This is a genomic window from Acinetobacter sp. WA-87 (assembly GCF_039938935.1).
GTDB classification, from domain to species: domain Bacteria; phylum Pseudomonadota; class Gammaproteobacteria; order Pseudomonadales; family Moraxellaceae; genus Acinetobacter; species Acinetobacter seifertii.
The window spans coordinates 232330-254588 of the sequence record NZ_JBDUVF010000005.1; the positions used below are offsets into that span (position 1 = coordinate 232330).

General features: G+C 38.2%; 22 protein-coding genes and 1 pseudogene. 14 read left to right on the plus strand and 9 right to left on the minus strand.

The window, feature by feature from the left end:
- Nucleotides 1–110: 110 nt before the first annotated feature.
- From ABFY81_RS15335 to ABFY81_RS15350, 4 genes are all read left to right on the plus strand, one after another.
- Entirely contained in the window at nt 111–899 is a 789-nt protein-coding gene (locus ABFY81_RS15335) for an RsiV family protein (protein ID WP_025465092.1), read from the plus strand.
- Between the two features lie 118 nt (nt 900–1017).
- Nucleotides 1018–2289 carry a serine--tRNA ligase gene (gene serS, locus ABFY81_RS15340; protein WP_004705874.1) on the plus strand — a complete coding sequence of 424 codons (1272 nt, stop codon included), beginning with the start codon at nt 1018–1020 and terminating at the stop codon, nt 2287–2289.
- A gap of 67 nt (nt 2290–2356) precedes the next feature.
- Nucleotides 2357–3730 (plus strand): siroheme synthase CysG, encoded by a 1374-nt coding sequence (gene cysG / locus ABFY81_RS15345; protein WP_019457187.1) that lies wholly within the window; start codon nt 2357–2359, stop codon nt 3728–3730.
- A gap of 74 nt (nt 3731–3804) precedes the next feature.
- Nucleotides 3805–4278 carry a tRNA (cytidine(34)-2'-O)-methyltransferase gene (locus ABFY81_RS15350; protein ID WP_002051239.1) on the plus strand — a complete coding sequence of 158 codons (474 nt, stop codon included), beginning with the start codon at nt 3805–3807 and terminating at the stop codon, nt 4276–4278.
- 60 nt (nt 4279–4338) lie between these two features.
- Here ABFY81_RS15350 and ABFY81_RS15355 read toward each other — a convergent pair whose 3' ends face one another.
- Nucleotides 4339–4719 carry a helix-turn-helix domain-containing protein gene (locus ABFY81_RS15355; RefSeq protein WP_019457186.1) on the minus strand — a complete coding sequence of 127 codons (381 nt, stop codon included), beginning with the start codon at nt 4717–4719 and terminating at the stop codon, nt 4339–4341.
- Between the two features lie 115 nt (nt 4720–4834).
- Here ABFY81_RS15355 and ABFY81_RS15360 point away from each other — a divergent pair, with 115 nt between their 5' ends.
- Complete coding sequence (locus ABFY81_RS15360) at nt 4835–5395, plus strand: flavodoxin family protein (RefSeq protein WP_019457185.1); 561 nt, start codon at nt 4835–4837, stop codon at nt 5393–5395.
- A gap of 37 nt (nt 5396–5432) precedes the next feature.
- Here the strand turns inward: ABFY81_RS15360 and ABFY81_RS15365 are convergent, their stop codons facing one another.
- From ABFY81_RS15365 to rpoD, 6 genes are all read right to left on the minus strand, one after another.
- The gene (locus ABFY81_RS15365; RefSeq protein ID WP_019457184.1) at nt 5433–6818 is read right to left on the minus strand and encodes an APC family permease; all 1386 of its coding nucleotides are present in this window, start codon (nt 6816–6818) and stop codon (nt 5433–5435) included.
- Nucleotides 6819–7082: 264 nt separating this feature from the next.
- A complete protein-coding gene (locus ABFY81_RS15370) occupies nt 7083–8267 on the minus strand; it encodes an iron-containing alcohol dehydrogenase (RefSeq protein ID WP_019457183.1) in 1185 nt (394 codons plus the stop codon).
- A gap of 1 nt (nt 8268) precedes the next feature.
- A complete protein-coding gene (locus tag ABFY81_RS15375) occupies nt 8269–8802 on the minus strand; it encodes a hypothetical protein (protein WP_004705882.1) in 534 nt (177 codons plus the stop codon).
- 80 nt (nt 8803–8882) lie between these two features.
- The gene (lipB, locus tag ABFY81_RS15380; protein WP_004705883.1) at nt 8883–9536 is read right to left on the minus strand and encodes a lipoyl(octanoyl) transferase LipB; all 654 of its coding nucleotides are present in this window, start codon (nt 9534–9536) and stop codon (nt 8883–8885) included.
- A 181-nt stretch (nt 9537–9717) separates the two neighbouring features.
- Nucleotides 9718–10005 (minus strand): DUF493 domain-containing protein, encoded by a 288-nt coding sequence (locus ABFY81_RS15385; RefSeq protein WP_002051390.1) that lies wholly within the window; start codon nt 10003–10005, stop codon nt 9718–9720.
- A 97-nt stretch (nt 10006–10102) separates the two neighbouring features.
- Complete coding sequence (gene rpoD / locus ABFY81_RS15390) at nt 10103–11989, minus strand: RNA polymerase sigma factor RpoD (protein ID WP_004705884.1); 1887 nt, start codon at nt 11987–11989, stop codon at nt 10103–10105.
- A gap of 358 nt (nt 11990–12347) precedes the next feature.
- Between rpoD and ABFY81_RS15395 the strand changes: the two genes are divergently transcribed.
- The 3 genes from ABFY81_RS15395 (at nt 12348) to ABFY81_RS15405 (ending at nt 14498) form a co-directional block, all read left to right on the plus strand.
- Nucleotides 12348–12554: a hypothetical protein gene (locus ABFY81_RS15395; RefSeq protein ID WP_000099358.1), complete on the plus strand. Its 207-nt coding sequence runs from the start codon at nt 12348–12350 to the stop codon at nt 12552–12554.
- A 72-nt stretch (nt 12555–12626) separates the two neighbouring features.
- Nucleotides 12627–13151 carry a YecA family protein gene (locus ABFY81_RS15400; RefSeq protein ID WP_019457182.1) on the plus strand — a complete coding sequence of 175 codons (525 nt, stop codon included), beginning with the start codon at nt 12627–12629 and terminating at the stop codon, nt 13149–13151.
- Between the two features lie 225 nt (nt 13152–13376).
- Nucleotides 13377–14498, plus strand: a complete 1122-nt coding sequence (locus ABFY81_RS15405) for a hypothetical protein (protein ID WP_347914106.1) — start codon at nt 13377–13379, stop codon at nt 14496–14498.
- A gap of 38 nt (nt 14499–14536) precedes the next feature.
- Here the strand turns inward: ABFY81_RS15405 and ABFY81_RS15410 are convergent, their stop codons facing one another.
- Nucleotides 14537–15469, minus strand: coding sequence for a rhodanese-related sulfurtransferase (locus ABFY81_RS15410; RefSeq protein WP_004705888.1), 933 nt, complete (start codon nt 15467–15469; stop codon nt 14537–14539).
- 111 nt (nt 15470–15580) lie between these two features.
- Here ABFY81_RS15410 and ABFY81_RS15415 point away from each other — a divergent pair, with 111 nt between their 5' ends.
- Nucleotides 15581–16066, plus strand: a complete 486-nt coding sequence (locus ABFY81_RS15415; protein ID WP_004705889.1) for a DUF1289 domain-containing protein — start codon at nt 15581–15583, stop codon at nt 16064–16066.
- A gap of 70 nt (nt 16067–16136) precedes the next feature.
- Here the strand turns inward: ABFY81_RS15415 and gltA are convergent, their stop codons facing one another.
- Entirely contained in the window at nt 16137–17411 is a 1275-nt protein-coding gene (gltA, locus tag ABFY81_RS15420) for a citrate synthase (protein ID WP_004705890.1), read from the minus strand.
- A gap of 950 nt (nt 17412–18361) precedes the next feature.
- On the opposite strand from gltA, the gene sdhC reads away from it, so the two are divergent.
- The 5 genes and pseudogenes from sdhC (at nt 18362) to ABFY81_RS15445 (ending at nt 22113) form a co-directional block, all read left to right on the plus strand.
- Nucleotides 18362–18763 (plus strand): succinate dehydrogenase, cytochrome b556 subunit, encoded by a 402-nt coding sequence (gene sdhC / locus ABFY81_RS15425; RefSeq protein ID WP_001984863.1) that lies wholly within the window; start codon nt 18362–18364, stop codon nt 18761–18763.
- Nucleotides 18763–19128, plus strand: coding sequence for a succinate dehydrogenase, hydrophobic membrane anchor protein (gene sdhD, locus ABFY81_RS15430; protein WP_003655454.1), 366 nt, complete (start codon nt 18763–18765; stop codon nt 19126–19128). Before sdhC ends, sdhD begins: the two co-directional genes overlap by 1 nt.
- A gap of 12 nt (nt 19129–19140) precedes the next feature.
- Nucleotides 19141–20976: a succinate dehydrogenase flavoprotein subunit gene (gene sdhA, locus ABFY81_RS15435; RefSeq protein WP_039250058.1), complete on the plus strand. Its 1836-nt coding sequence runs from the start codon at nt 19141–19143 to the stop codon at nt 20974–20976.
- A 14-nt stretch (nt 20977–20990) separates the two neighbouring features.
- Nucleotides 20991–21701 (plus strand): succinate dehydrogenase iron-sulfur subunit, encoded by a 711-nt coding sequence (locus ABFY81_RS15440; protein ID WP_004705893.1) that lies wholly within the window; start codon nt 20991–20993, stop codon nt 21699–21701.
- A 283-nt stretch (nt 21702–21984) separates the two neighbouring features.
- Nucleotides 21985–22113 (plus strand): annotated as a pseudogene (locus ABFY81_RS15445) (hypothetical protein).
- Nucleotides 22114–22259 lie beyond the last annotated feature (146 nt).

Below are 22259 nucleotides of genomic sequence, written 5' to 3' on the forward strand. Positions count from 1 at the left end.
CCACCATTTCAGGTGGCTTTCTTTTTATATATCAACCCTAGATACATTTTTTAACCCCGTCTTATTCTTACGCTTTGTATAGTGATAAAAGAGAATATACGGGGATTAACATGCGACTTTACGATAAGAAAATTATTTTCATTCTTCCTATGGTAGCTGCCATGGTGGCAGTAAGTGGTTGTCAGCCAAAATCTGCAGCTAAAGATGAGCAACCTGCATCTAGTGCTTCCGTAAAAGAGCAAAAACAAGTTGAAGTTCCTGTTATTCAGGCAAAAGTAATTCCAGTAAAATTACCAAAGTCTAAAGTTTGCCTTGAAGATGGTTGTACTGAATATGATTTCCAGACAGTACAAACGAATCAAAAATGGATTAATGATTATTTTACGAACCGTATAAAAAAAGCTGATCCGAATGCTTTTGCAAACTTGGCTGATAAACCTGTTGAAGTACCAGAGGGAGAGCCTCGTTCAAGTCAAAGTGCAATTTATGTTCGTTATTTAGGACAAAATTATAATCTTGCAACCTTTGCCTTACAGACATACTCATACTCCGCAGGTGCAGCACATGGCATGTCACATCAAGAATTTGTAAATTTCGATTTATTAAATAAAAAGCACATTACTGTGGCTGAGCTTATTAAGCCAGATGTAGAAAAACAACTTGTTGATGCACTTTTTGATGCGAATACCAACTGGCTTCAAGACCACAATATTACCCGTGAAAAACTGCAGTTAAGTGATAATTACTACTATGGTGCCAATGGGATTGTTTTTGTTTATCCAGTCTATGAGTTAGCTTCTTATGCAGAGGGTATGACTGAATTAACACTGCCGTATTTTGAGGCAGCTAAGTTCATTAAACCTGAGTATTTACCAAGTGTGCCAAATTACAACATGTAAAATATGTGGTCTCTTCTTAGAATTGTGTGAAAGCTATTCGATATGAAGATGATCACTATATTTTTTAGTGCTAAGGGCTTACACTATAGCCAGTTTTTTACCCATATTATGATTAATTATGATCGACCCTAAGTTACTCAGAAATAATATTGAAGTCGTTAATGCAGCTTTAGCAAAACGTGGTGTTCAGCTAGATGTCCAAGAATGGGCATCTTTAGAAACTCGCCGTAAAGACTTGCAATCAAAAACTGAAAAGTTACAGGCAGAGCGAAATGCCGGTGCTAAACAAGTGGGTCAGATTAAAAAATCCGGTGGCGATGCTTCTGAAATCATGGCACGTATGCAGGCCATTGGTGATGAGATTAAAGCTGCTGAAGTTGCTTTATCAGAACTACAAAACGAGATTGAGCAAAAAGCACTAAGCATTCCAAACTTACCAGATGAGTCTGTTCCAGTTGGTAAGGATGAAAGTGATAACGTTGAAATCTCAAAATGGGGTACACCTCGTCAGTTCGATTTTGAAATCAAAGATCATACTGATTTAGGCGAGTGGATGGGCGGCCTAGAGTTTGAAACTGCGACCAAACTTACTGGTTCACGTTTCAGCGTGTTGAAGGGGCCTTTAGCGCGTCTACAACGTGCTTTAACTCAGTTCATGCTTGATACCCATACTTTAAAGAATGGGTATACTGAAGCTTACGTGCCTTATTTGGTTAATGCTGACTCACTTCGTGGGACAGGACAATTACCAAAATTTGAAGAAGATTTATTTAAACTTCAAGGCGAAAAAGAATACTACCTTATTCCTACAGCTGAAGTTCCTGTCACAAATTTTGTTCGCGACGAAATCATTGATGCAGACCGTTTACCACTAAAATATGCAGCGCATACACCATGTTTCCGTAGTGAAGCTGGTTCTTATGGACGTGATACACGTGGCTTAATCCGTCAGCACCAATTTGATAAAGTTGAAATGGTGCAAATCGTTAAACCTGAAACATCTATGCAGGCACTTGAAGAACTCACTGCACATGCCGAGGGCATTTTGCAGGCACTTGGTTTGCCATACCGCAAAATTTTGCTCTGTGGTGGTGATATGGGCTTTGGTGCGATGAAAACTTACGATTTAGAAGTGTGGGTTCCAAGCCAAAATACATATCGTGAGATTTCAAGCTGCTCTAATATGGGTGATTTCCAAGCACGTCGCATGAAAGCGCGCTTCCGTATGGATCAGAAGAAGACTGAATTAGTGCATACGCTAAACGGCTCAGGTCTTGCAGTAGGGCGTACTTTGCTTGCGGTAATGGAAAATTACCAACGTGAAGACGGCTCAATCGAGATTCCAGAAGTATTACGCCCATATATGGGTGGTGTAACGTTTATTGACTAAACTTTGCATCTAAATTGTGCACGTTTTTTGCTTAAACATAATCAGATGATTGATGTAGAGGTTTAAGGTGGATATTTTTCCAATCTCTTTAAAGTTGCAGCAGCAACGTTGTCTGATTGTGGGCGGAGGGCATATTGCTTTACGCAAGGCAACCTTATTAGTTAAGGCGGGGGCAATAATTGATATTGTTGCTCCTGAAATTGAAGAACAGCTTCTGCAATTAGTAACAACAACAAATGGTCAGCATTTTGTTGAAGTTTTCTCTGAGAAGTTTTTAAGTACACCATATCGACTCGTCATTGCCGCGACCAATGATCCGCAAGTCAATAAAACAGTTTTCGAGCAATGCGAAGTACGTAATTTACTCGTAAATAGTGTTGACGATATTCCACATTGCCGCTTTATGGTTCCTGCGATTATTGACCGTTCACCTTTAGTGATTTCGGTTGCTTCAAATGGGACATCTCCTGTTTTATCTCGTCAAATCCGTACACAGTTAGAGACATCCATTCCGCATGGAATGGGGAAGTTAGCTGAGTTTTCAGGAAAATGGCGAAATCAGGTTAAAGAAAAAATTTCTAATCCCGATGAACGCCGTATTTTTTGGGAAAACTTGTATGCAAGTCCCTTAAAAGAGCAGGTTTTTAACGATAATCTAGATATTGCGGATAGCATGCTTGAACAAGCATTGCAGGAGTGGAAAGCACCTAAAGGTGAAGTTTATTTAGTGGGTGCAGGTCCTGGTGATCCTGAACTGCTTACCTTAAAAGCTTTACGTTTAATGCAGCAAGCTGATGTGGTCATTTATGATCGTTTGGTATCTCAACCTATTTTAGAGTTATGCCGTCGAGACGCGACAAAAATATATGTCGGAAAAGCTCGCTCAAATCATTCGGTTCCCCAAGATGGGATCAATGCTTTACTCGTTGAATATGCTCAACAAGGAAAGCGTGTTTGTCGTTTAAAAGGCGGTGATCCGTTTATTTTTGGGCGTGGTGGTGAAGAGATCCAAGAATTATTCCAAGCTGGTGTGCCATTTCAGGTGGTTCCGGGTATTACAGCAGCATCTGGCTGTTCAGCTTATGCGGGTATTCCGCTCACTCATCGTGATTATGCGCAGAGTGTACGTTTTCTAACTGGCCATTTAAAAGAAGGCTCTCCTGAGCTTCCTTGGAATGAGCTGGTATATGAGAACCAGACTTTAGTTCTCTATATGGGCTTAGTAGGCTTGGAACGTATTTGTGAGCAATTAATCGCTCACGGACAGCGCCCAGATATGCCAGTTGCATTAATTTCAAAGGGTACAACCCCTGAACAAAAGGTTGTGGTGGGGTCACTTGCTGATATCGCATCTAAAGTGACAGAACATCAAATTCATGCGCCGACTCTCACGATTATTGGTGAGGTCGTACGTCTGCGTGAACAGTTACAGTGGAACTAGTGGGCTAATAATTATCTTCGATTAAGTTAATGATTGCCTGAGCTAACCAACAAGTAATTTAAGTGAGTAATTAAGTGATTCATGTTGTTCTATACGAGCCTGAGATTCCTGCAAACACAGGAAATATTATTCGACTATGTGCGAATACAGGGGCTCAATTGCATTTGGTTAAGCCTTTAGGTTTTGAGCTTGATGATAAAAAGCTTAAACGTGCAGGGCTTGATTATCATGAATGGGCAAGAATGCAGATTTGGGACAATATTGAAGCATGCCTCGCAGACTTAAAGTCAAAAGGTGTTGAGCATGTCTTTCCTCTAACGACGAAGGGTTCTGCAACTCCGCATACAGTTGATTTGAATCGACCTGTGGCTTTACTGATGGGGCCAGAAACACGCGGCTTGCCTGAGCATGTTCGTTTGATGTTCCCTCAAGAGCAGTGGATTCGCTTGCCAATGGCTGAAAACTCTAGAAGTTTGAATTTGTCTAACGCAACGGCTGTAATTGTTTACGAAGCATGGCGTCAGCAAGGTTTTAAAAATTTAGGTTAGTTTCCTAAATACAAAAAAACAAGGCCCTTGGTGGCCTTATTTTTTTGATCTAATTTTAATTTAAGCTTGTTCTAGTACTTTTTCATCATAGGTGATTTGTGCTGCTAAAACTTGCTCAATGTTTGTTTCAGCCCATTCCTTTAATTGGAATGCCATTGAAGCTACATTTTGCCCTAAAGCAGTAAGTGAGTAATCAACACGGATAGGTGAGGTATCTTGAATTTTACGTTCGATAAAGCCATCTCTTTCTAGCATTTTTAACTTTTGTGACAAGACTTTAGGTGAAATACCCTGAATATTCTTTTTGAGTAAATTGAAGTGCTGCGTTTCTTCCTCAAGAATATTTAAGATGAGTAAAACCCACTTATCTGCAATTTTTTCAAAAAATAAACGAGCAGGGCAATGTTGTTGAAAAATATTGTATTTTAGACATTCATTCATACCATTTACCTACTTATTTCTAAAAAAATATACTAGTTACCAAGTGGTAACTAATTGACACCTAGTTTCTAAAATATATCATAAAATGGAATTTAATAAAACACAGGTTTCTCCCATGTCTAATTCTAATATTGCGGTTGTATATTTCTCTGGTTATGGCCACACGAAAGTAGTTGCTGAAACTTTTGCTAATGAAATTAATGCTCAACTTATCCAGATTGATCAGGAAGGTAATATTACTGAGCAAGATTGGGAAACATTAAACAATGCAAAAGGTATTGTTTTTGGTGCTCCGACTTATATGGGTACGGCACCATGGCAGTTTAAAAAATTTGCTGATGCAACTTCAAAAGTTTGGTTTACACGTGGTTGGGAAGATAAAGTATTTGCAGGCTTTACCAACAGTGCAAGTCTAAATGGTGATAAGCAAGTTACGCTTATTCAATTACAAACTTTAGCATCACAACATGGTGGTATTTGGGTGAGTCTTGGATTGCCGCCATCAAATACAAAAAGTGCAACACGTGAAGATGTAAATAACCTAGGCGGTTCAGTAGGTCTACTTGTTCAGTCGCCATCAGACGCAAGCGTTGATGAGATTCCAACAGGGGACTTGGAAACAGCAAAACTTTATGCAAAACGCGTACAAGGTATTGTAAATAAAATATTTGGATAATAAGTCCATAAAAAAGGCGCTTTAAGCGCCTTTTTTATTATTCATGCTCGTTGTGTTGAGGAGCATTGTATTTAAAGCCTTTGGTCTTGTAAGCAAGATAACCTACACCAACCACTGCCCAAGCCAAGCCAATTTGTAAAGCAAGCTTGTCAATTTCTAACCACATTAGGAACACACTGGCAAAGCCAAGCGTCGGTACAATAATGTAATTAATAATATCTTTAACAGATTTGTTTTTACCATCTCTAAGCGCATAGCGCGAAATTACAGAGAAGTTCACAAAACTAAAAGCAGTTAAGGCCCCGAAACTAATTAAGTTAACAATATGTTCAAGGTCTAAAAAGCCAGCAGACAGCGCAACTACACCAACAATAAGAATGTTGTAAGTTGGAGTATGTAGTCTTGGGCTAATATGACCAAACAACTTTTTATTGATAACGCCATCACGTCCCATAACATACATTAAGCGAGATACACCAGCATGTGCTGAAATACCCGATGCCATTACTGCAACCACGGCAAAGTATAAAACTAATGTTTTAAATGCGATGCTACCAATTGCTGCAACCATCACAGGTTGTGATTCATCTAAAGGCTTAAAGTACGTATTAGGGTTGCTCGGGAAATACAGCTGGATAAAGTAAGTGCTTATGATAAAAATGACACCAGCAAGAAGTGCTGTTGAAAAAATCGCTTTTGGAAGGGTTTTTTCTGCATCTTTTGTTTCTTCAGCAAGTGAAGATAAAGCATCAAAACCTGTAAAAGAAAAGCACAGTACTGTTGCACCACCAATCAAAGCACTAATAGAGGTCATATCATTCCAAAAAGGAGTGAGTGACCATAATTCAGCTTTATCCGGATTTAACGTACCGTCAGCATATACACCTTGGGTCAGCAAGGTATACACTTGATAAACAAAGTAAAAGATTACACCAAGTTGAATAACTACAATTGTGCTGTTAAAGCGAGCAACAAAACGTGCGCCGAATAAGTTAATAACAGTCATTAGTGCAGTTAAGCCAATAACCCATAACCAATTATTTACTTCCGGAAACAATGCTCTTAAATAAATATCGGCCAAAATGATATTGACGAGTGGTGAAAGTAAATAATCTAGCCAAGATGACCAACCCACCATAAAACCAACATTAGGGTGAATTGACTTTTGGGCATAGGTATATGCTGATCCTGAAGAAGGATAGCGTTTGATCATGTGTCCATAACTGATTGACGTCAATAAAATCGCAACTAACGCAAAAATATAAGAAGTAGGTACATGACCACCACTTCGTTCTGATACTAAACCAAAAGTATCAAATAAAGTTAATGGTTGAATATAAGCTAAACCAATAATAATGATGTGCCATAGCACAAGATTCTTTTGGAGCTTAGCTGTTGGTTTAGTCCCAGATAAGTTTGTCAACGGCGTTATCCTCATAATCGTTGATCAAGGATCAGCTTGGTGTTAAGGATCGTTTGAGACGAACGATCCCCCCTACATAAAAGATAAAGTGCGCCAATCTATCCTAAATTGATGCAAATTGTCAGTACTTTCGTGGAATTTTTAGCAAATTTTTTGCCATATTTCCAAAGAAAATGATGAATAAAAATTCATAGATATAAAAAAGGTCTGATTTGTCATAAAAATCAGACCTTTAAGTTTTACTTTAAATATCTAAAACTTAAGTTACCAAGCTTTTTGTAAGATCTCGCGTATGTCTTTTAAGCTTGCTTCCTTAGGATTATAAATAATAGAGCCATCATTTAGTGCTTTTTCAGCAACTTCATCAAGTTGAGCTTCAGTAACCTTACCAGTTTCGCGCAAGGTACGAGGTAACTTGGTTAGGCTAAACAAGTGATCACGCATTGCTAGAATAGTCGTAATTGCTCTATCTGCACGTTGGGTTGCTGGAGTTTGGGCATAAATATCTGCACCAGCTAGAGGTAATAGTAACTCACCAATTTTCTGACCATTTACTTGTTTGTTGTATTCAAGCACATAAGGTAAGAATAGGTTCATACATAAACCGTGGGGCAGGTGAGCGACCGCACCTAATGCATGTCCTAAAGAGTGTACAAGACCTACCATCGAATTGGAAAATGCGATACCTGCCATTGTGGAAGCTTGTGCAAGCTCTAAACGACCTTGTGAGTCATTTGGATTTTCTAAAACGTTAAATAGATTTTCGCTAATCTTTTTAATACCTGCACTCGCATAAGCATCGCTGAGTGGATTGGCTGCCATACATGTATATGCTTCCACACAGTGTGTTAATGCATCCATACCAGTCATTGCCGTCAAGTGAGGTGGCAATGTTAATGTCATGCGTGGATCTAAGATTGCAGCATGTGGCATTAAATAGTATGAAGCAAATGCCAATTTAACATTCTTTTGTGTGTCGGAAACCACCGCAACCATAGTCACTTCTGAACCAGTACCTGAAGTGGTCGGGATCACAAAAAATGGCTTTAATGGTTTTGGTAGGTTATGAGCGCCAGAATATTGAAGAAGGTCATTTCCACCTTCTGAGACTAAAATATTGGTTGCTTTGGAGGTGTCAATAACAGAGCCACCACCAACAGCAATAATCGCATCACATTTATTTGTGCGATAAGCTTCAGCAGCAAGACGAACTACTTCAAGACTTGAGTCTGGTGGAACATCATCAAAAACATGACCAATCACAGCATCAGTCGTGCTAAATGCAGCTTCAATAGGGTTGAGTAAGCCATTTGCGCGAACGCCTTTATCTGTAATGATAAGCGGACGCTTTGCACCTAAAGTTGCAAGTTCAAACGGAATATGTTCTAAAGCAGCATTACCGGCAATGACTTTTACAGGACAAAAGAATTCGTAATATGGTTTAGCCATGTTATGCGCTCCGCTTGAAGTAAGACTTAGCTACTTTTAAGTAAATATTTGCAGCTTCGTTGAATTTTTCTTTTAGGGTGAGTTCGGTTGGATATTCTTTAACTGCAAGTGACGCTACCAATTTCGGTAAAATGAGAGATTCCATTTTATTTAGGCAGCGCACTAAACGAATTGCTGCGGATACATCGCCATCAGCAATCATGCGGTCATTTGCAAATGCTTGAGCGGTACTTTCCTGAAAAGAGAACACCAAAAAAGCATGAGTTACATGCTTAAACGTAATGGTTAAATCAGGCTTTTTTTCCGCTCTTTTCAGCAGTTCTAATTGTTTATCTTCTGTCACTCGTGCAAAAAATGCTGGTCCATTTGGGAAAACATTCATTGAAAGTACAAAGTGAACAGGAAATTTAGACACTTCCTCTTGTATTTCACTATCTACCTGACTTGCCATGACTAAGCCTCGACCAACAACGTCCATCATGAGCTTAACGTAGGCAAGTTGCAGAGTGGGCTTTACAGCTTTTGTCGAAATCACTTGCTATCCCTTCTTAAAATTATGCAAAAGCAAATTTAGAGTAATTACTCTAATATATTTTTATTCCATCTCAAAATCATTTATTCAATTTTGACTTCAGGGTCATTAAAGTGACCAGATGTCTTAATATACTCAATAAAGTCCTGACAAAGTTGTTCAAATGATGGATATGGAGTCACCAAATCTTGTATGCGAACCATTTCCAAACCAGCATAACCGCATGGGTTAATGGTTTGAAAACCAGTTAATGCGCAGTCTAGGTTTAAGGCTAGACCATGATAACTACGACCACGACGAATTTTGAAACCTAAGGAACCTATTTTTCTGTCATTTACGTATACACCTGGAGCATCAGGTTTTGCATATGCTTCAATATTATATTTCTTTAAAACATCTATCATAAATTGTTCAGCAAAACTGACTAATGTACGCACATTCCACTTCAGACGATTAAGATCAAACATGAAGTAAGCAACGAGTTGACCAGGTCCATGCCATGTCACTTGCCCACCACGGTCAGTTTGAACCACAGGAATGTTAGATGGAATTAGAATATGCTCAGGTTTTCCTGCCTGACCTTGAGTTAGAACTTCGTGATGCTGGAGTAACCACAGCTCGTCGGGTGTATTTTCATCACGTTGATTGGTCAGGTTTTTCATCAATTCGAATTTGCTTTGATAATCTTGTAAATCGTTCCACTGACGAATAATCAAAGTGGGTTTATCAAGGCTCATTAAACATTTTCCTGTGCGATGTACTTAACAGAAGAGCAACTTCACTTTTAGGTTGTGAAAATATGCTCTTGATGAGTTTAAAGTATTTTGCTTAAACGATTCTAAATATTTGTAATTATTTATAATAAGCTTGATAGAAATAAAAATGCCATGACACGAAATTTGTCATGGCATCTTAAAATTAAAGTGCAGTTCTGATCTGCGGGCAAGCAGCCAAGTCTGCATACAAAGCATGAACTTGTTCCAATTCATCAAAACGTAATTGTGCGGTTAATGAATGGTATTTGCCTGTACGAGATTCTTGTACTTTTAACGTTGATTGGTCAAAGTCAGGAAAATGTTTCACTAGAATATCAACTACAGCTATACGTAATTCTTCACCCGCATCGCCAATCAGTTTAATTGGATAGTCCATTGGAAATACCCAAAGGTCTTCACGGAGTTCGCGAGATGGAGTGCGGTCTAACATAAGTAACCTCATCATGTGAAACGCCTGCATCATCGCAGGCGTTTGTAGCTCTTTCTATTAAATGGGGACTAGTGCCGAAATTTCAAGATTTCAGAACTTAGTCATTCTCTAAGAAAGAACGCAAGTGTTCAGAACGAGAAGGGTGACGTAATTTACGTAATGCTTTCGCCTCGATTTGACGAATACGTTCACGCGTTACATCAAACTGTTTACCAACTTCTTCTAAAGTATGGTCAGTTGGCATATCGATACCAAAACGCATTTTCAATACTTTAGCTTCACGTTCAGTTAAGTTTTCTAGAACTTCACGAGTTGCTTCTTTTAAGCCTTCTGAAGTCGCAGCATCAATTGGAGAAGTGATGTTCTGGTCTTCAATAAAGTCCCCAAGATGCGAATCTTCATCATCACCAATTGGAGTTTCCATTGAAATAGGTTCTTTAGCAATTTTAAGAACCTTACGAACTTTAACTTCATCCATTTCCAAACGTTCACCTAACTCTTCTGGAGTAGGTTCACGGCCCATTTCCTGCAATAACTGACGAGAAACACGGTTAATCTTGTTAATCGTTTCAATCATATGTACAGGAATACGAATTGTACGTGCTTGGTCTGCGATAGAACGGGTAATCGCCTGACGAATCCACCAAGTTGCGTAAGTCGAGAATTTATAACCGCGACGGTATTCAAATTTGTCTACAGCTTTCATCAAGCCAATGTTCCCTTCTTGAATCAAGTCAAGGAACTGTAAACCACGGTTGGTGTATTTCTTCGCAATCGAAATTACCAAACGAAGGTTAGCTTCTACCATTTCTTTTTTAGCACGACGAGCTTTGGCTTCACCAATCGCCATACGTTTAGAAATATCTTTAATTTCAGCAACGCTTAAATTAAGTTCTTTCTCAATATCTGCAATCTTTTGCTGGAATGCTAGAACATCTGGACGAACTTTTTCTAAATGCGCCTTAATTTCAGCAGGAGCTTTAGCAATTTGTTCATCTAACCAAGCCGGATTAGATTCTTGTTTTGGGAAGGATGTACGGAATTGAGTACGATCCATACGACCACGACGTACTGCATAACGCATAATTTCACGTTCATTAGCACGGATTTGTTCGTGAGTACCACGAATCATTTCTGAAATGATGTCAAATAAACGTGGAGTAAATTTAAACATCATGAATACGGTTGCCAAAGACTCAAGTGCTTCATTTGCTTCACGGCTATTACGGCCATGTTTTTCAATAATAGCTTTTGTTTGAGTCCATGCTGCTTCTAATTCAGTAAAACGAACTTTTGCAACTTCTGGGTCAGGACCTGAATCACCTTCAGAGTCATCATCACCTTCAGATTCTTCTTCCTCATCGTCATCATCAAGCTTAACTTCTTTTGTTGATTTTGAAGATGATTCGTCTTCTTCCTCAAGTTCCTCAACGTCTTCCAAAACTTCAGGAATATCTTCATCAGTTTCAGGATCGAGGTAACCAGATAAAATATCTGCAAGACGACGTTCGCCAGTTAAAAAATCATTATATTCTTTTAATACAACTTCAACCGCATTTGGCCAGTAAGCAATTGAATTCAGGACATCACGAATTCCTTCTTCAATACGTTTGGCAATGCTGATTTCACCTTCACGGGTTAATAGTTCTACTGTACCCATTTCACGCATGTACATACGTACAGGGTCTGTCGTACGTCCAGGCTCATTTTCAACCGATGCAAGTACGGCAGCAGCTTCTTCTTCAGCAACTTCATCTGCTGTGTCAGTTGACTCACCGAACATAGTATCGTCAGATTCAGGTGCACGCTCGTGTACAGGAATACCAACGTCTTGAAGCATCTGAATAATGTCTTCAATCTGTTCGCTTTCAGTAATCGAGTCCGGCAGATGATCGTTAACCTCAGCGTAAGTTAAGTAACCTTGTTCTTTGCCTCGGCTAATCAGAGCCGCTACTTGAGAAGTAGGGGAATGCATATCGCTCATCTTTGCTTACTCTTTGTTGAATCTGTGGCAGTGAAAAACCGTGCATGATAGCACAATTTGCTTGAAATGTTTTGGCTTTGATCGATGACCGTTAAATAAAAAATATCTTTGAATTCACGACTATTTTTTGGATATTGGGCTAAAATCATTTTTTTCAAGTTTAAATCATAGAAAAATTTGTATAAATCTTCCCTTATCGAAAGATTATGGTGTTTTATAAATACACAATTTTTTGGGTGAAAAACAGTACAAATGAGCAATTAAATGAAAAAAATATAAATAAAACTTGACAAGGAAAAGTAAGAAAGATAAATAGCGGCTAGACCCATTCACATTTTTTCATTATGAGGTAGTTTTAGTGTCTTCTACAGATTTTGAACTAGATGATAACTACGGCGATGATGATGATGTCGGTTTTGATGAGTCATCAGGCAAAATCAGTGCAAAAGAATCGTTGGAAAAACGTAGATTAATTGATGATCTATTGGCACAGCGTCGTTTAGAGCGTGAGTTAAAAGATTTCGATTATGATTTAGACGATGATGATCTTGATGATGAAGACTGATCAAAACTAAATAGGGCATCGTCGGCTTAAGTGCTATGCTATCGTCAATTTCTTTTAAAGTCAGGTAACACAATGAGTGCATTAGATTTAGACCAGTTAAGTGAATATCTAGATGGAGACCACAATGAGTATGGTCTAGACTTTGCTGCAACTCATGGTTTTTTGTGTGCAATTGCAGTAGGTCCTCAATTTGACCGTTGGTTAGATGAATTATTTGATAGTAACCATAAAAAGGTTCCTGCAGAGATCATTCAGCAAATCAAACTTTGGTTAGAGTCGATTCGTCAAGATTTAGCAAATGAAAATGGAATTGAATTTCCATTTGAAGTTGAGGAAGCTGATGTTGAGTCAAGTCTAGGCGATTGGAGTGTTGGTTTTGTTGACGCAATGTTCTTAAACGAAGAAGCATGGTTTGCTCCTGAGTATGAAGAACAATTGGTTGATTTAACTTTACCGATCATGGTTTTTAGCGGAATTGATGAAGAAGATCCACAGATGGAATCTTTCCGTCGCAATGGACAGTTAATGGATGAACTGGCAGAAGAAATTCCAGATAATTTGAATGAATTATATTTGATGTATCACACTCCAAATTAATTTATTAGAAGAAATAATAAATAACGTCCTTTCTAGGGCGTTTTTTATGTTTTAATTATTTTTAATACATAATTAAATATAATATTTTGACATTAATTTTATTTCTATATAATCACGTGCAAATTTTTTGATATCAATTTCTTAATCAAAAAATTAATTTATTTCGCCATGAATATTTTTATTGGTGATATGAAAATCTTTAATGCTTTAATAACGTGATTTAATATGAAAATAATTTTTAAAATTACTGGCATACTCTCAGTAATATTACTTGTAGCCTGTGGTAATGAAAATAGCAAAAGTGTCAGTGAAGAAAAAATTGCAGAATCAACCCAAAATCAAGTTGCTTATAAAGTAATCTCTGGTACTGCATTTTCAACTTCTGCTTTAAATGGGGTAAATGTAACAGCAATTTGTAAAGATGGGTTTGGTTTTAAAGATAATGTAATTGTTAATGCACAAGGACAATGGCAAGGGGAAATAGACACCAGTAAATTTCCTTGTCGTTTAGAGGTGAAAGCTAATGGGCAAACTTATCATAGTTATATCGACCATGAGGGAAGTGTAAATATTAACCCGCTTACGGATATGGTTGTTGCTTATGCAAGTAACCAGGTTCCTGTAACGTGGTATCAATCTGGAAGTATAACTAAAGAAAAGTTAAATTCGGCAAATTCTGCTTTGGTAGCTGAACTTATTAAAAAGGGATATGGTATTAATAATGATATAGATCTATTTAATGCTGAGATGAAAGCAAATAACCCTATTCCTCAAGTTATTCAAGAGTTGTTGGAAGCTATTAAGAATAATGGAAATATTAAAGACTATGATGCACTGTTAATGTTAATTAAAGACGGAAATTTATCTCAAATACCTGAGAAAATAGAGCTTCTAAATAATAGTGTAGCAAAAGTTTTTGGATTTAATAAAGATGCTTGCCAAGCACTTCCGAAAACAGAAAATATGGAACAATATAATAAATGCTCTGAGAAGGTTATTGATGATTTTTCAGAAAGTAATTTAGTTGCTACTGATTCTGATGAAAAATGTATTTTAGTTAAACAAGGCAATAAAGTAAGTTTAACTAAAGGGAATCAAACAGTATCAGCATTATTAGATAAAGAGCAAGAAGATGGCCTTGACTTCACTTTTGATGAAGGTGAACTAGAAATTGTAGATCTTATAATTAATACAGGGCCTTACACAGATATAAATACTTATAGTCAGATTGGATTAGACTTTTCTGGTGATGGGAAGTTGAGGGGTGTTGTTGGAAAGTCTCCAACAGTGCCTTCAATGAATTGTGCTAGCCCAGAGTTTAAAAAGCTAATGGAGCTTTATAAGTAAATTAAAAAAAAGGGCATCATTTGATGCCCTTTTTTTAATTATAAGCGTTTGCGTTTAGCTGCGGCTATTTGTGATTGGCGCATACGGAAGCCAGCTTTTTGTTTTTCAGTTGTTTTGTCGATGCAATACACGCATGAAACACCATGTTCATAACTTGGAAGCGCAGACTCTTCCGGAGTTAAAGGCCAGCCACAAGCATGACATTTAATGTTTGCACCTTCTTCAACACCATGAGTTACAGCAGTACGTCCATCAAATACGAAACATTCACCTTCCCAAAGGCTCTCATCTGCTGGAGTTTCTTCTAAGTATTTAAGAATACCGCCTTTTAAGTGATAAACCTCTGTAAATCCTTCTTGAAGAAGTAAAGATGTTGATTTCTCACAACGAATACCGCCAGTACAGAACATCGCAATTTTTTTGTCTTTGTGTTGTTCTAGCTCTTTTTTAACGTATTCTGGAAACTCACGGAATGTTTCTGTTTTAGGGTCAATCGCACCTTTAAAGGTACCAGCCTTATATTCATAATCATTACGTGTATCGATTAGAATAACATCATCACGTGCAATTAAATCATTCCATTCTTTAGGATCAAGATAGTGACCAACTAAATCGCGAGGTTTTACTTCTACGCCTAAAGTTACAATTTCTTTTTTAAGTTTAATTTTCATTTTACGGAAAGGTTTATCGGAGCTATGGGACTCTTTATATTCCATCGCTTTAAAACCTTCGTTTAACAAAAATTGATGAATTTTATCAATTGCCTCACGGTCCCCAGCCACGGTACCATTAATTCCTTCGCCTGCTACAATTAGAGTTCCACAAAGGTTGATTGTTTTCACTAAGTCTAAAAGACGTTGTTGAAGATCGGCAGGATCTTGAACTTCTTTAAATTGATATAGTGCTGCAACAACCCAACCCGCGGTCGCTTGCTGTTCTACAGGTGCAAGCTGTTCTACAGTAGCGTTCATGGAAAACTCCAAATGTATTAAGATAGAAATTTAAGGCGCATATTTTAGCGCGAAAATGAGTAATAAGCGAGAAAACCATAAAAAGTATATGGTTTATTTAAGGAGTTTGTTTTGAGTAATGATCATCGAACGCTCTCTCTCACCCCATGTGCAGGGCGTTGTTCAACAGTTTTTGGTGATCAGGTATGTCGTGGTTGTCGCCGTTTTAACCATGAAGTCATTCAATGGAATACTTATACAGCAGAGCAGCGTTTGGCTGTCTGGAAACGCTTAGATGATCAATTGAACCAAATCTTGGTACCTATGCTGCCTCATGCAAATCTCCAGCATGTCGAGGGTTTTATTCTAAGTAAACGTGTTCGTTTGATGGAAGGGGCGAGTAAAGGTCGTAAGCTTTATCATGCCTTAAAAATCTGTGAGAAAAATAAACATCTTGCCTCAGAAAGTGGTTTGGGTATTTTAGATTCTCAAGTTAAGACAATTTGGGATGAATTTGAAAGACGCGTCTTGGCTTTGGCTAAAGCAAGTTATGAATTGGCTTGGTTAAGAGCTGATGGTATTAGTCATCACTTGTTAAATATGTTTGAAGAAGAATAATTTTTAAAAAACTTATTTATAAAAAAAGCTGCCAAGAGGCAGCTTTTTTACATTAATGTTCTTTCGAATATTAACGCTTGATGTCACGTTGTACTTCACCAGTGTAAAGCTGACGTGGACGACCAATTTTGTAAGGGCCGCTGTGCATTTCTAACCAGTGGCTGATCCAACCAACTGTACGTGCAAGAGCGAAGATTACAGTAAACATTTCTGTTGGAATACCAATCGCTTTAAGGATGATACCAGAGTAGAAGTCTACGTTAGGGTAAAGTTTACGCTCAACAAAGTACGGGTCGTTTAGTGCAATGCGCTCAAGTTCCATAGCAAGTGCTAATTGAGGATCATTGATACCTAAAGCTTCAAGTACTTCGTCACAAGTTTGTTTCATGACTTTAGCACGTGGGTCGAAGTTTTTGTAAACGCGGTGACCGAAGCCCATAAGTTTAACTTCTTTGCGCTTAACTTTTTCCATGAATTCTGCAACGTTTTCAACGCTACCGATTTCATCAAGCATCTTAAGAACTGCTTCGTTAGCACCACCGTGAGCAGGTCCCCAAAGAGCAGAGATACCAGCAGAGATACATGCATACGGGTTTGCACCAGTAGAACCAGCAAGACGAACTGTAGAGGTAGACGCGTTTTGTTCATGGTCAGCATGAAGCGTGAAAATACGATCCATTGCACGAGCAAGAACAGGATTAACTTTGTAATCACGGTCAGCAGGAGTAGCAAACATCATGTGTAAGAAGTTTTCCGCATAACTTAAATCGTTACGTGGATAGATGAATGGTTGACCTACTGTGTATTTATAACTCCAAGCAGCAAGTGTTGGAATTTTTGCAATTAAACGAATTGCAGTGATTTCACGGTGGTTAATGTCTTCGATGTCAAGATTGTTGTGATAGAATGCAGATAATGCACCAACAACACCAACCATGATTGCCATAGGGTGAGCATCACGACGGAAACCATTGAAGAAACGGCTAACTTGATCGTGAACCATAGTGTGAGCACGAACTTTCGTATCAAACTCAACTTTTTGTTCAGCAGTTGGGAGCTCGCCATTTAATAATAAATAACAAGTTTCAAGATAGTCTGCTTGAGTTGCTAGTTGGTCAATCGGGTAACCACGGTGTAATAAAATACCTTTGTCACCATCAATGAAAGTAATTTTAGATTCGCATGCGGCTGTCGCCATAAAACCAGGATCGAAAGTAAAATGACCTTCTTTCAGTATGCTGCTCACATCAATTACATCTGGACCTAAAGTGCCACTGTAGATTGGTAATCCAATTTCTTTGCCATCAAGATGTAATACGGCTTTTTTGCCATTTGCTTCAGACATTCAATAGATCTCCTGTCCTGGTGAATGATTATCTGACTCGAAATCCTAATTTTCTCATGTGCGAATCAGACGGTGTCAAAATTTGCTATAAGATTAGTGAGTACTGAAATTTTGTCAATTATACTTATGGATAAAAAATGACGTTCCCACAGAGAGTTAGTCATTAAGACCCGAGCAAAAAAGTCAGTAAAATCACTGCATCGGGATGGTATCATAAGTCAATTCAATAAGAACGTGCAGAAAAAAAATGAAGGGTGAGTACAATTGTAAGCAAATTTATAAATAAAAAATTAGACTCAGAACTGGTTATAAAATGCCAATTTGCTTAAAAAAATCATAAAACTCAGTCTGTAATTTTAAATTGTGATTCAAAAATAACCTAATTATCACCATTTGATAATTCCAAAAGTTGTACTTTTTTTAAGTTTAATTGTTTAAAAAATAGCTTATTGATCATGTTGTAAAAATTAAAACTCATTTTTTGTAAAAATAGTACTCATTGTTAAGAGTCAAGTGGCTCTTTATTGCTTTTAATATAAAAAGGGTGTTAATTATTTTTAAATAAAGTTATTAAAATTAGGGTGTAAGCGCAATTTTGGTTTATCCTTTTGATTAGACTTGATGAATTATTAACTTTATCTTTAGTCTAAAACGCACTTATTTTAAATAAAGCAGTAGAAAAGATTTTTTTTATAAAAGATGAGATTAAACAAGCACATGTTTTGTTTAATTTTAACTTTTGTACAGGGAGGATTGCTGTTTAGCTGTGTGAATGATTCTTATTTAATGAGTTTTTGCGGAAAAGGCAAAGTGGATTGTTTGTATTTTGATATTTCGCGTTTTATAATTCAGTGTCGTTTATAGGTTAGGCATGAGCTGTGCTTGCCTAACAATGCCAGCTTTCCTTGGAATTAATTCAACAAACTCCGGTCGGAGTTTCTACCTACAGGATGCCCGCTGTGAAAAGCAACAGACCTGTCAATTTGTCCATGGGTCAGGTGTTAGCGGTAAATTTACGCTCACCCGTGGCTATTGCATCAATTTTACACCGTTTATCAGGTGTCATCGTTTTCTTATTAGTACCAGTTCTATTATGGATTTTAGATAAATCATTATCTTCGCCAGAAGGATTTGACTACGTTAAAAATGTCGTTTTCGGAAATATCCTTGTACGTTTTGTCGTGTGGGTATTTGTAGCCGGCTTAATTTTCCACTTTATTGCTGGGGTTAAGCATTTGCTTGCAGATCTAGGTTTTGCTGAAGAACTGCAAAGCGGTCGTATTGCAGCGACAATTTCATTGATCTTATCTGTGGTAGCCATTATCGCAGCCTTTGTATGGATTATGTTCTAATGAAAAGTGCTACAGGTTTAACAGGTTCAGGTTCTCGTGATTGGTTTATCCAGCGTGTAAGTGCTGTAGTATTGGCAGCTTATACTGTTGTTCTTTTGGGTTGGATTCTCTGCAAAGGCGGATTTGACTATCAACAATGGGCTGGCTTCATGATGACATTACCAATGAAGATTTTTTCTTTATTGGCAATTTTGTCGCTTATCGCACACGCATGGATTGGTATGTGGCAGGTTTTCACTGACTACGTCACTACTCGTCAAATGGGTCCTTCAGCGAAAGGTTTACGCCTTGTACTGACTACGGCTGTCATTATTGCAGTGTTTGTGTACGCAATCTGGGGTATCCAGATTTTCTGGGCGAATTGATAGGAAGATATCATGGGCGCGATAACCCCTAAAGAAGATTATTCAAATATTCAAAACCTCACTTTCGATGCTGTTATCGTTGGTGGTGGTGGTTCTGGTATGCGTGCATCTTACCAACTTGCTCAAGCAGGTTTGAAAGTTGCAGTACTTACTAAAGTTTTCCCAACACGTTCACATACAGTTGCTGCTCAAGGCGGTATCGGTGCGTCGTTAGGTAACATGCAAGAAGATAACTGGCATTTCCACTTTTACGACACAGTAAAAGGTTCTGACTGGTTAGGTGACCAAGACGCAATTGAGTTTATGTGTCGTGAAGCACCAAAAGTTGTATATGAACTAGAACACATGGGTATGCCGTTTGACCGTAACGCCGATGGTACAATTTACCAACGTCCGTTCGGTGGTCACTCTGCGAACTATGGTGATAAACCAGTTCCACGTGCTTGTGCTGCTGCTGACCGTACTGGTCACGCATTATTACACACGCTTTATCAAAGCAACGTGAAAATGGGTACTCAATTCTTCGTTGAATGGATCGCTCTTGATTTGATCCGTAACGAAGCAGGTGATGTACTCGGTGTAACTGCAATTGACCAAGAAACTGGCAACATTGCAGTATTCCAAGCAAAAGCAACATTGTTTGCAACTGGTGGTGCTGGTCGTGTTTACCGTGCATCAACAAACGCATATATCAACACTGGTGACGGTCTTGGTATGGCTGCTCGTGCTGGTATTCCATTACAAGATATGGAATTCTGGCAGTTCCACCCTACAGGTGTTGCGGGCGCAGGCGTATTGTTAACTGAAGGTTGTCGTGGTGAAGGTGCAATCCTTCGTAACAAAGACGGCGAACCGTTCATGGAACGTTATGCACCGACTTTAAAAGACTTGGCTCCACGTGACTTCGTATCACGCTCTATGGACCAAGAAATTAAAGAAGGTCGTGGTTGTGGTCCAAAAGGTGATTATATCTTGCTTGATATGACTCACTTAGGTGCTGACACAATCATGAAGCGTTTACCATCTGTATTTGAGATTGGTAAAAAATTCGCAAACGTAGACATTACTAAAGAACCAATTCCAGTAGTACCAACAATCCATTACCAAATGGGTGGTATTCCTACGAATATGCATGGTCAAGTGTGCTTACCAGAACCTGGTACAGACAACTACACTAAACCTGTAAAAGGTTTCTATGCAATTGGTGAATGTTCTTGCGTATCAGTACATGGTGCAAACCGTTTAGGTACTAACTCACTTCTTGACTTGGTTGTATTTGGTAAAGCTGCTGGTGAGCACATTATCGACTACGTAACTAAGCACCATGGTGATGAATATGCACCGCTTCCAACAAACGTATTAGAGCAAACTTTAGAGCGCGTGCGTAAGTTGGATGACTCAACTACTGGTGAAAATGCTCAAGAAGTTGCTGATGCAATTCGTGATATCGTTCAAGATCACGCGGGTGTATTCCGTACTCAAGCTTTACTTGATAAAGGTGTTAAAGAGATTCTTGCTCTTGAACCACGTGTACGTAACATTCACTTGAAAGATAAATCTAAAGTATTTAACACTGCGCGTGTTGAAGCGCTTGAAGTTGAAAACTTATATGAAGTTGCAAAAGCTACATTAATTTCAGCTGCTGCGCGTAAAGAATGTCGTGGTGCGCATACGGTAGTTGATTATGAATTACCAGCTGATCACCCAACTTATTCATACGGTCGCCGTGATGATGAGTGGATGAAACATACTTTATGGTATTCATCAGATAACCGTTTGGAATATAAGCCAGTGCGCTTCAAGCCGTTAACTGTTGATGCAATTCCACCAGCACCACGTACATTCTAATCGGGAGTATAAAGATGAGTAGAGGTACTCGTACATTCGAAATCTACCGCTATGATCCTGATAAGGATAAAGCGCCGTACATGCAAACTTTCAAACTTGAATTGACTGATAAGCACCGTATGTTGCTTGATGCATTGCTTGCTTTGAAAGTTCAAGACGAAACGTTAACATTCCGTCGTTCATGCCGTGAAGGTATTTGTGGTTCGGATGGTGTGAACATCAATGGTAAAAATGGTTTGGCTTGTTTATGGAATTTAAACGACCTACCTGAGAAAATTGTAATTCGTCCATTGCCAGGTTTGCCGGTTATTAAAGATTTGGTTGTTGATATGAACCAATTCTATGATCAATATGACAAAATTCAGCCATTCTTGATCAATAACCAACCAGCTCCACCTAAAGAGCGTTTACAGTCTCCTGAAGAGCGTGAACACTTGAATGGTTTGTATGAATGTATTCTTTGTGCATGTTGTTCAACTTCATGCCCATCATTCTGGTGGAACCCTGATAAATTCTTGGGTCCTTCAGCATTGTTGAATGCATACCGTTTTATTATCGACTCTCGTGATACTGCAACAGCAGATCGTTTGGCTCGTCTTGACGATCCATTCAGCTTATTCCGCTGTAAAGGTATTATGAACTGTGTGTCAGTATGTCCTAAAGGTTTGAATCCAACAAAAGCAATCGGTCATATCCGTAACATGTTGTTAGATCAAGCGGGTTAATTCTGCGCAAATAGGAAACGCACATCCTTGATGTGCGTTTTTTTTTAACTTTATAATACGCACCTTATACTTTAGTCGGTAAAATAGGGGTTTTTATATAAAGCACCATATATTAATAGATAAAATTGGATATGTATTTCGCCAATTTATAGATGGTATGTGTCAAAAAAATCAATCGTTCGTTAAGAACATGATACGATTTGCCACAAAGTTATAGGTGAAAAAAGCGTATACTAGTGAAATTAAATTAAGTGGCACGATCTTAGATCAGTGCTTAATTTTTATGGTCAAAGTCATTTTAGAAAAGTTAATTGTATAGTTAATTTTTCTAAAAAGATTTGCAAAAAATTGCTCGGTTTTAATCGAGTATAAGGTGAGTGATGATGCCATTGAGGGCGTTGTGATTCATTAATTACCTATGGAGTTTTCTCTCTAGGTAGTATGACGCCCCATGGTCGTAAAGACCTGTTGGGTAAGTAGTGTCATTTTTACCGATTTGACATTATGCATCATGGGTGTGCTTAAAAGGCAGCCTGTAATATTTTTTGCAATAGGAAA

Bases quoted from the DNA above. Each gene is read 5' to 3' on its own strand.
- ABFY81_RS15400 (WP_019457182.1), top strand. From the start codon at position 12,627: ATGAGTGCATTAGATTTAGACCAGTTAAGTGAATATCTAGATGGAGAC.
- serS (WP_004705874.1), top strand. From the start codon at position 1,018: ATGATCGACCCTAAGTTACTCAGAAATAATATTGAAGTCGTTAATGCA.
- sdhA (WP_039250058.1), top strand. From the start codon at position 19,141: ATGGGCGCGATAACCCCTAAAGAAGATTATTCAAATATTCAAAACCTC.
- ABFY81_RS15405 (WP_347914106.1), top strand. From the start codon at position 13,377: ATGAAAATAATTTTTAAAATTACTGGCATACTCTCAGTAATATTACTT.
- ABFY81_RS15370 (WP_019457183.1), bottom strand. From the start codon at position 8,267: ATGGCTAAACCATATTACGAATTCTTTTGTCCTGTAAAAGTCATTGCC.
- rpoD (WP_004705884.1), bottom strand. From the start codon at position 11,989: ATGAGCGATATGCATTCCCCTACTTCTCAAGTAGCGGCTCTGATTAGC.
- ABFY81_RS15440 (WP_004705893.1), top strand. From the start codon at position 20,991: ATGAGTAGAGGTACTCGTACATTCGAAATCTACCGCTATGATCCTGAT.
- ABFY81_RS15385 (WP_002051390.1), bottom strand. From the start codon at position 10,005: ATGTTAGACCGCACTCCATCTCGCGAACTCCGTGAAGACCTTTGGGTA.
- ABFY81_RS15410 (WP_004705888.1), bottom strand. From the start codon at position 15,469: ATGAACGCTACTGTAGAACAGCTTGCACCTGTAGAACAGCAAGCGACC.
- ABFY81_RS15335 (WP_025465092.1), top strand. From the start codon at position 111: ATGCGACTTTACGATAAGAAAATTATTTTCATTCTTCCTATGGTAGCT.
- lipB (WP_004705883.1), bottom strand. From the start codon at position 9,536: ATGAGCCTTGATAAACCCACTTTGATTATTCGTCAGTGGAACGATTTA.
- ABFY81_RS15355 (WP_019457186.1), bottom strand. From the start codon at position 4,719: ATGAATGAATGTCTAAAATACAATATTTTTCAACAACATTGCCCTGCT.
- ABFY81_RS15360 (WP_019457185.1), top strand. From the start codon at position 4,835: ATGTCTAATTCTAATATTGCGGTTGTATATTTCTCTGGTTATGGCCAC.
- sdhC (WP_001984863.1), top strand. From the start codon at position 18,362: ATGCCCGCTGTGAAAAGCAACAGACCTGTCAATTTGTCCATGGGTCAG.
- sdhD (WP_003655454.1), top strand. From the start codon at position 18,763: ATGAAAAGTGCTACAGGTTTAACAGGTTCAGGTTCTCGTGATTGGTTT.
- gltA (WP_004705890.1), bottom strand. From the start codon at position 17,411: ATGTCTGAAGCAAATGGCAAAAAAGCCGTATTACATCTTGATGGCAAA.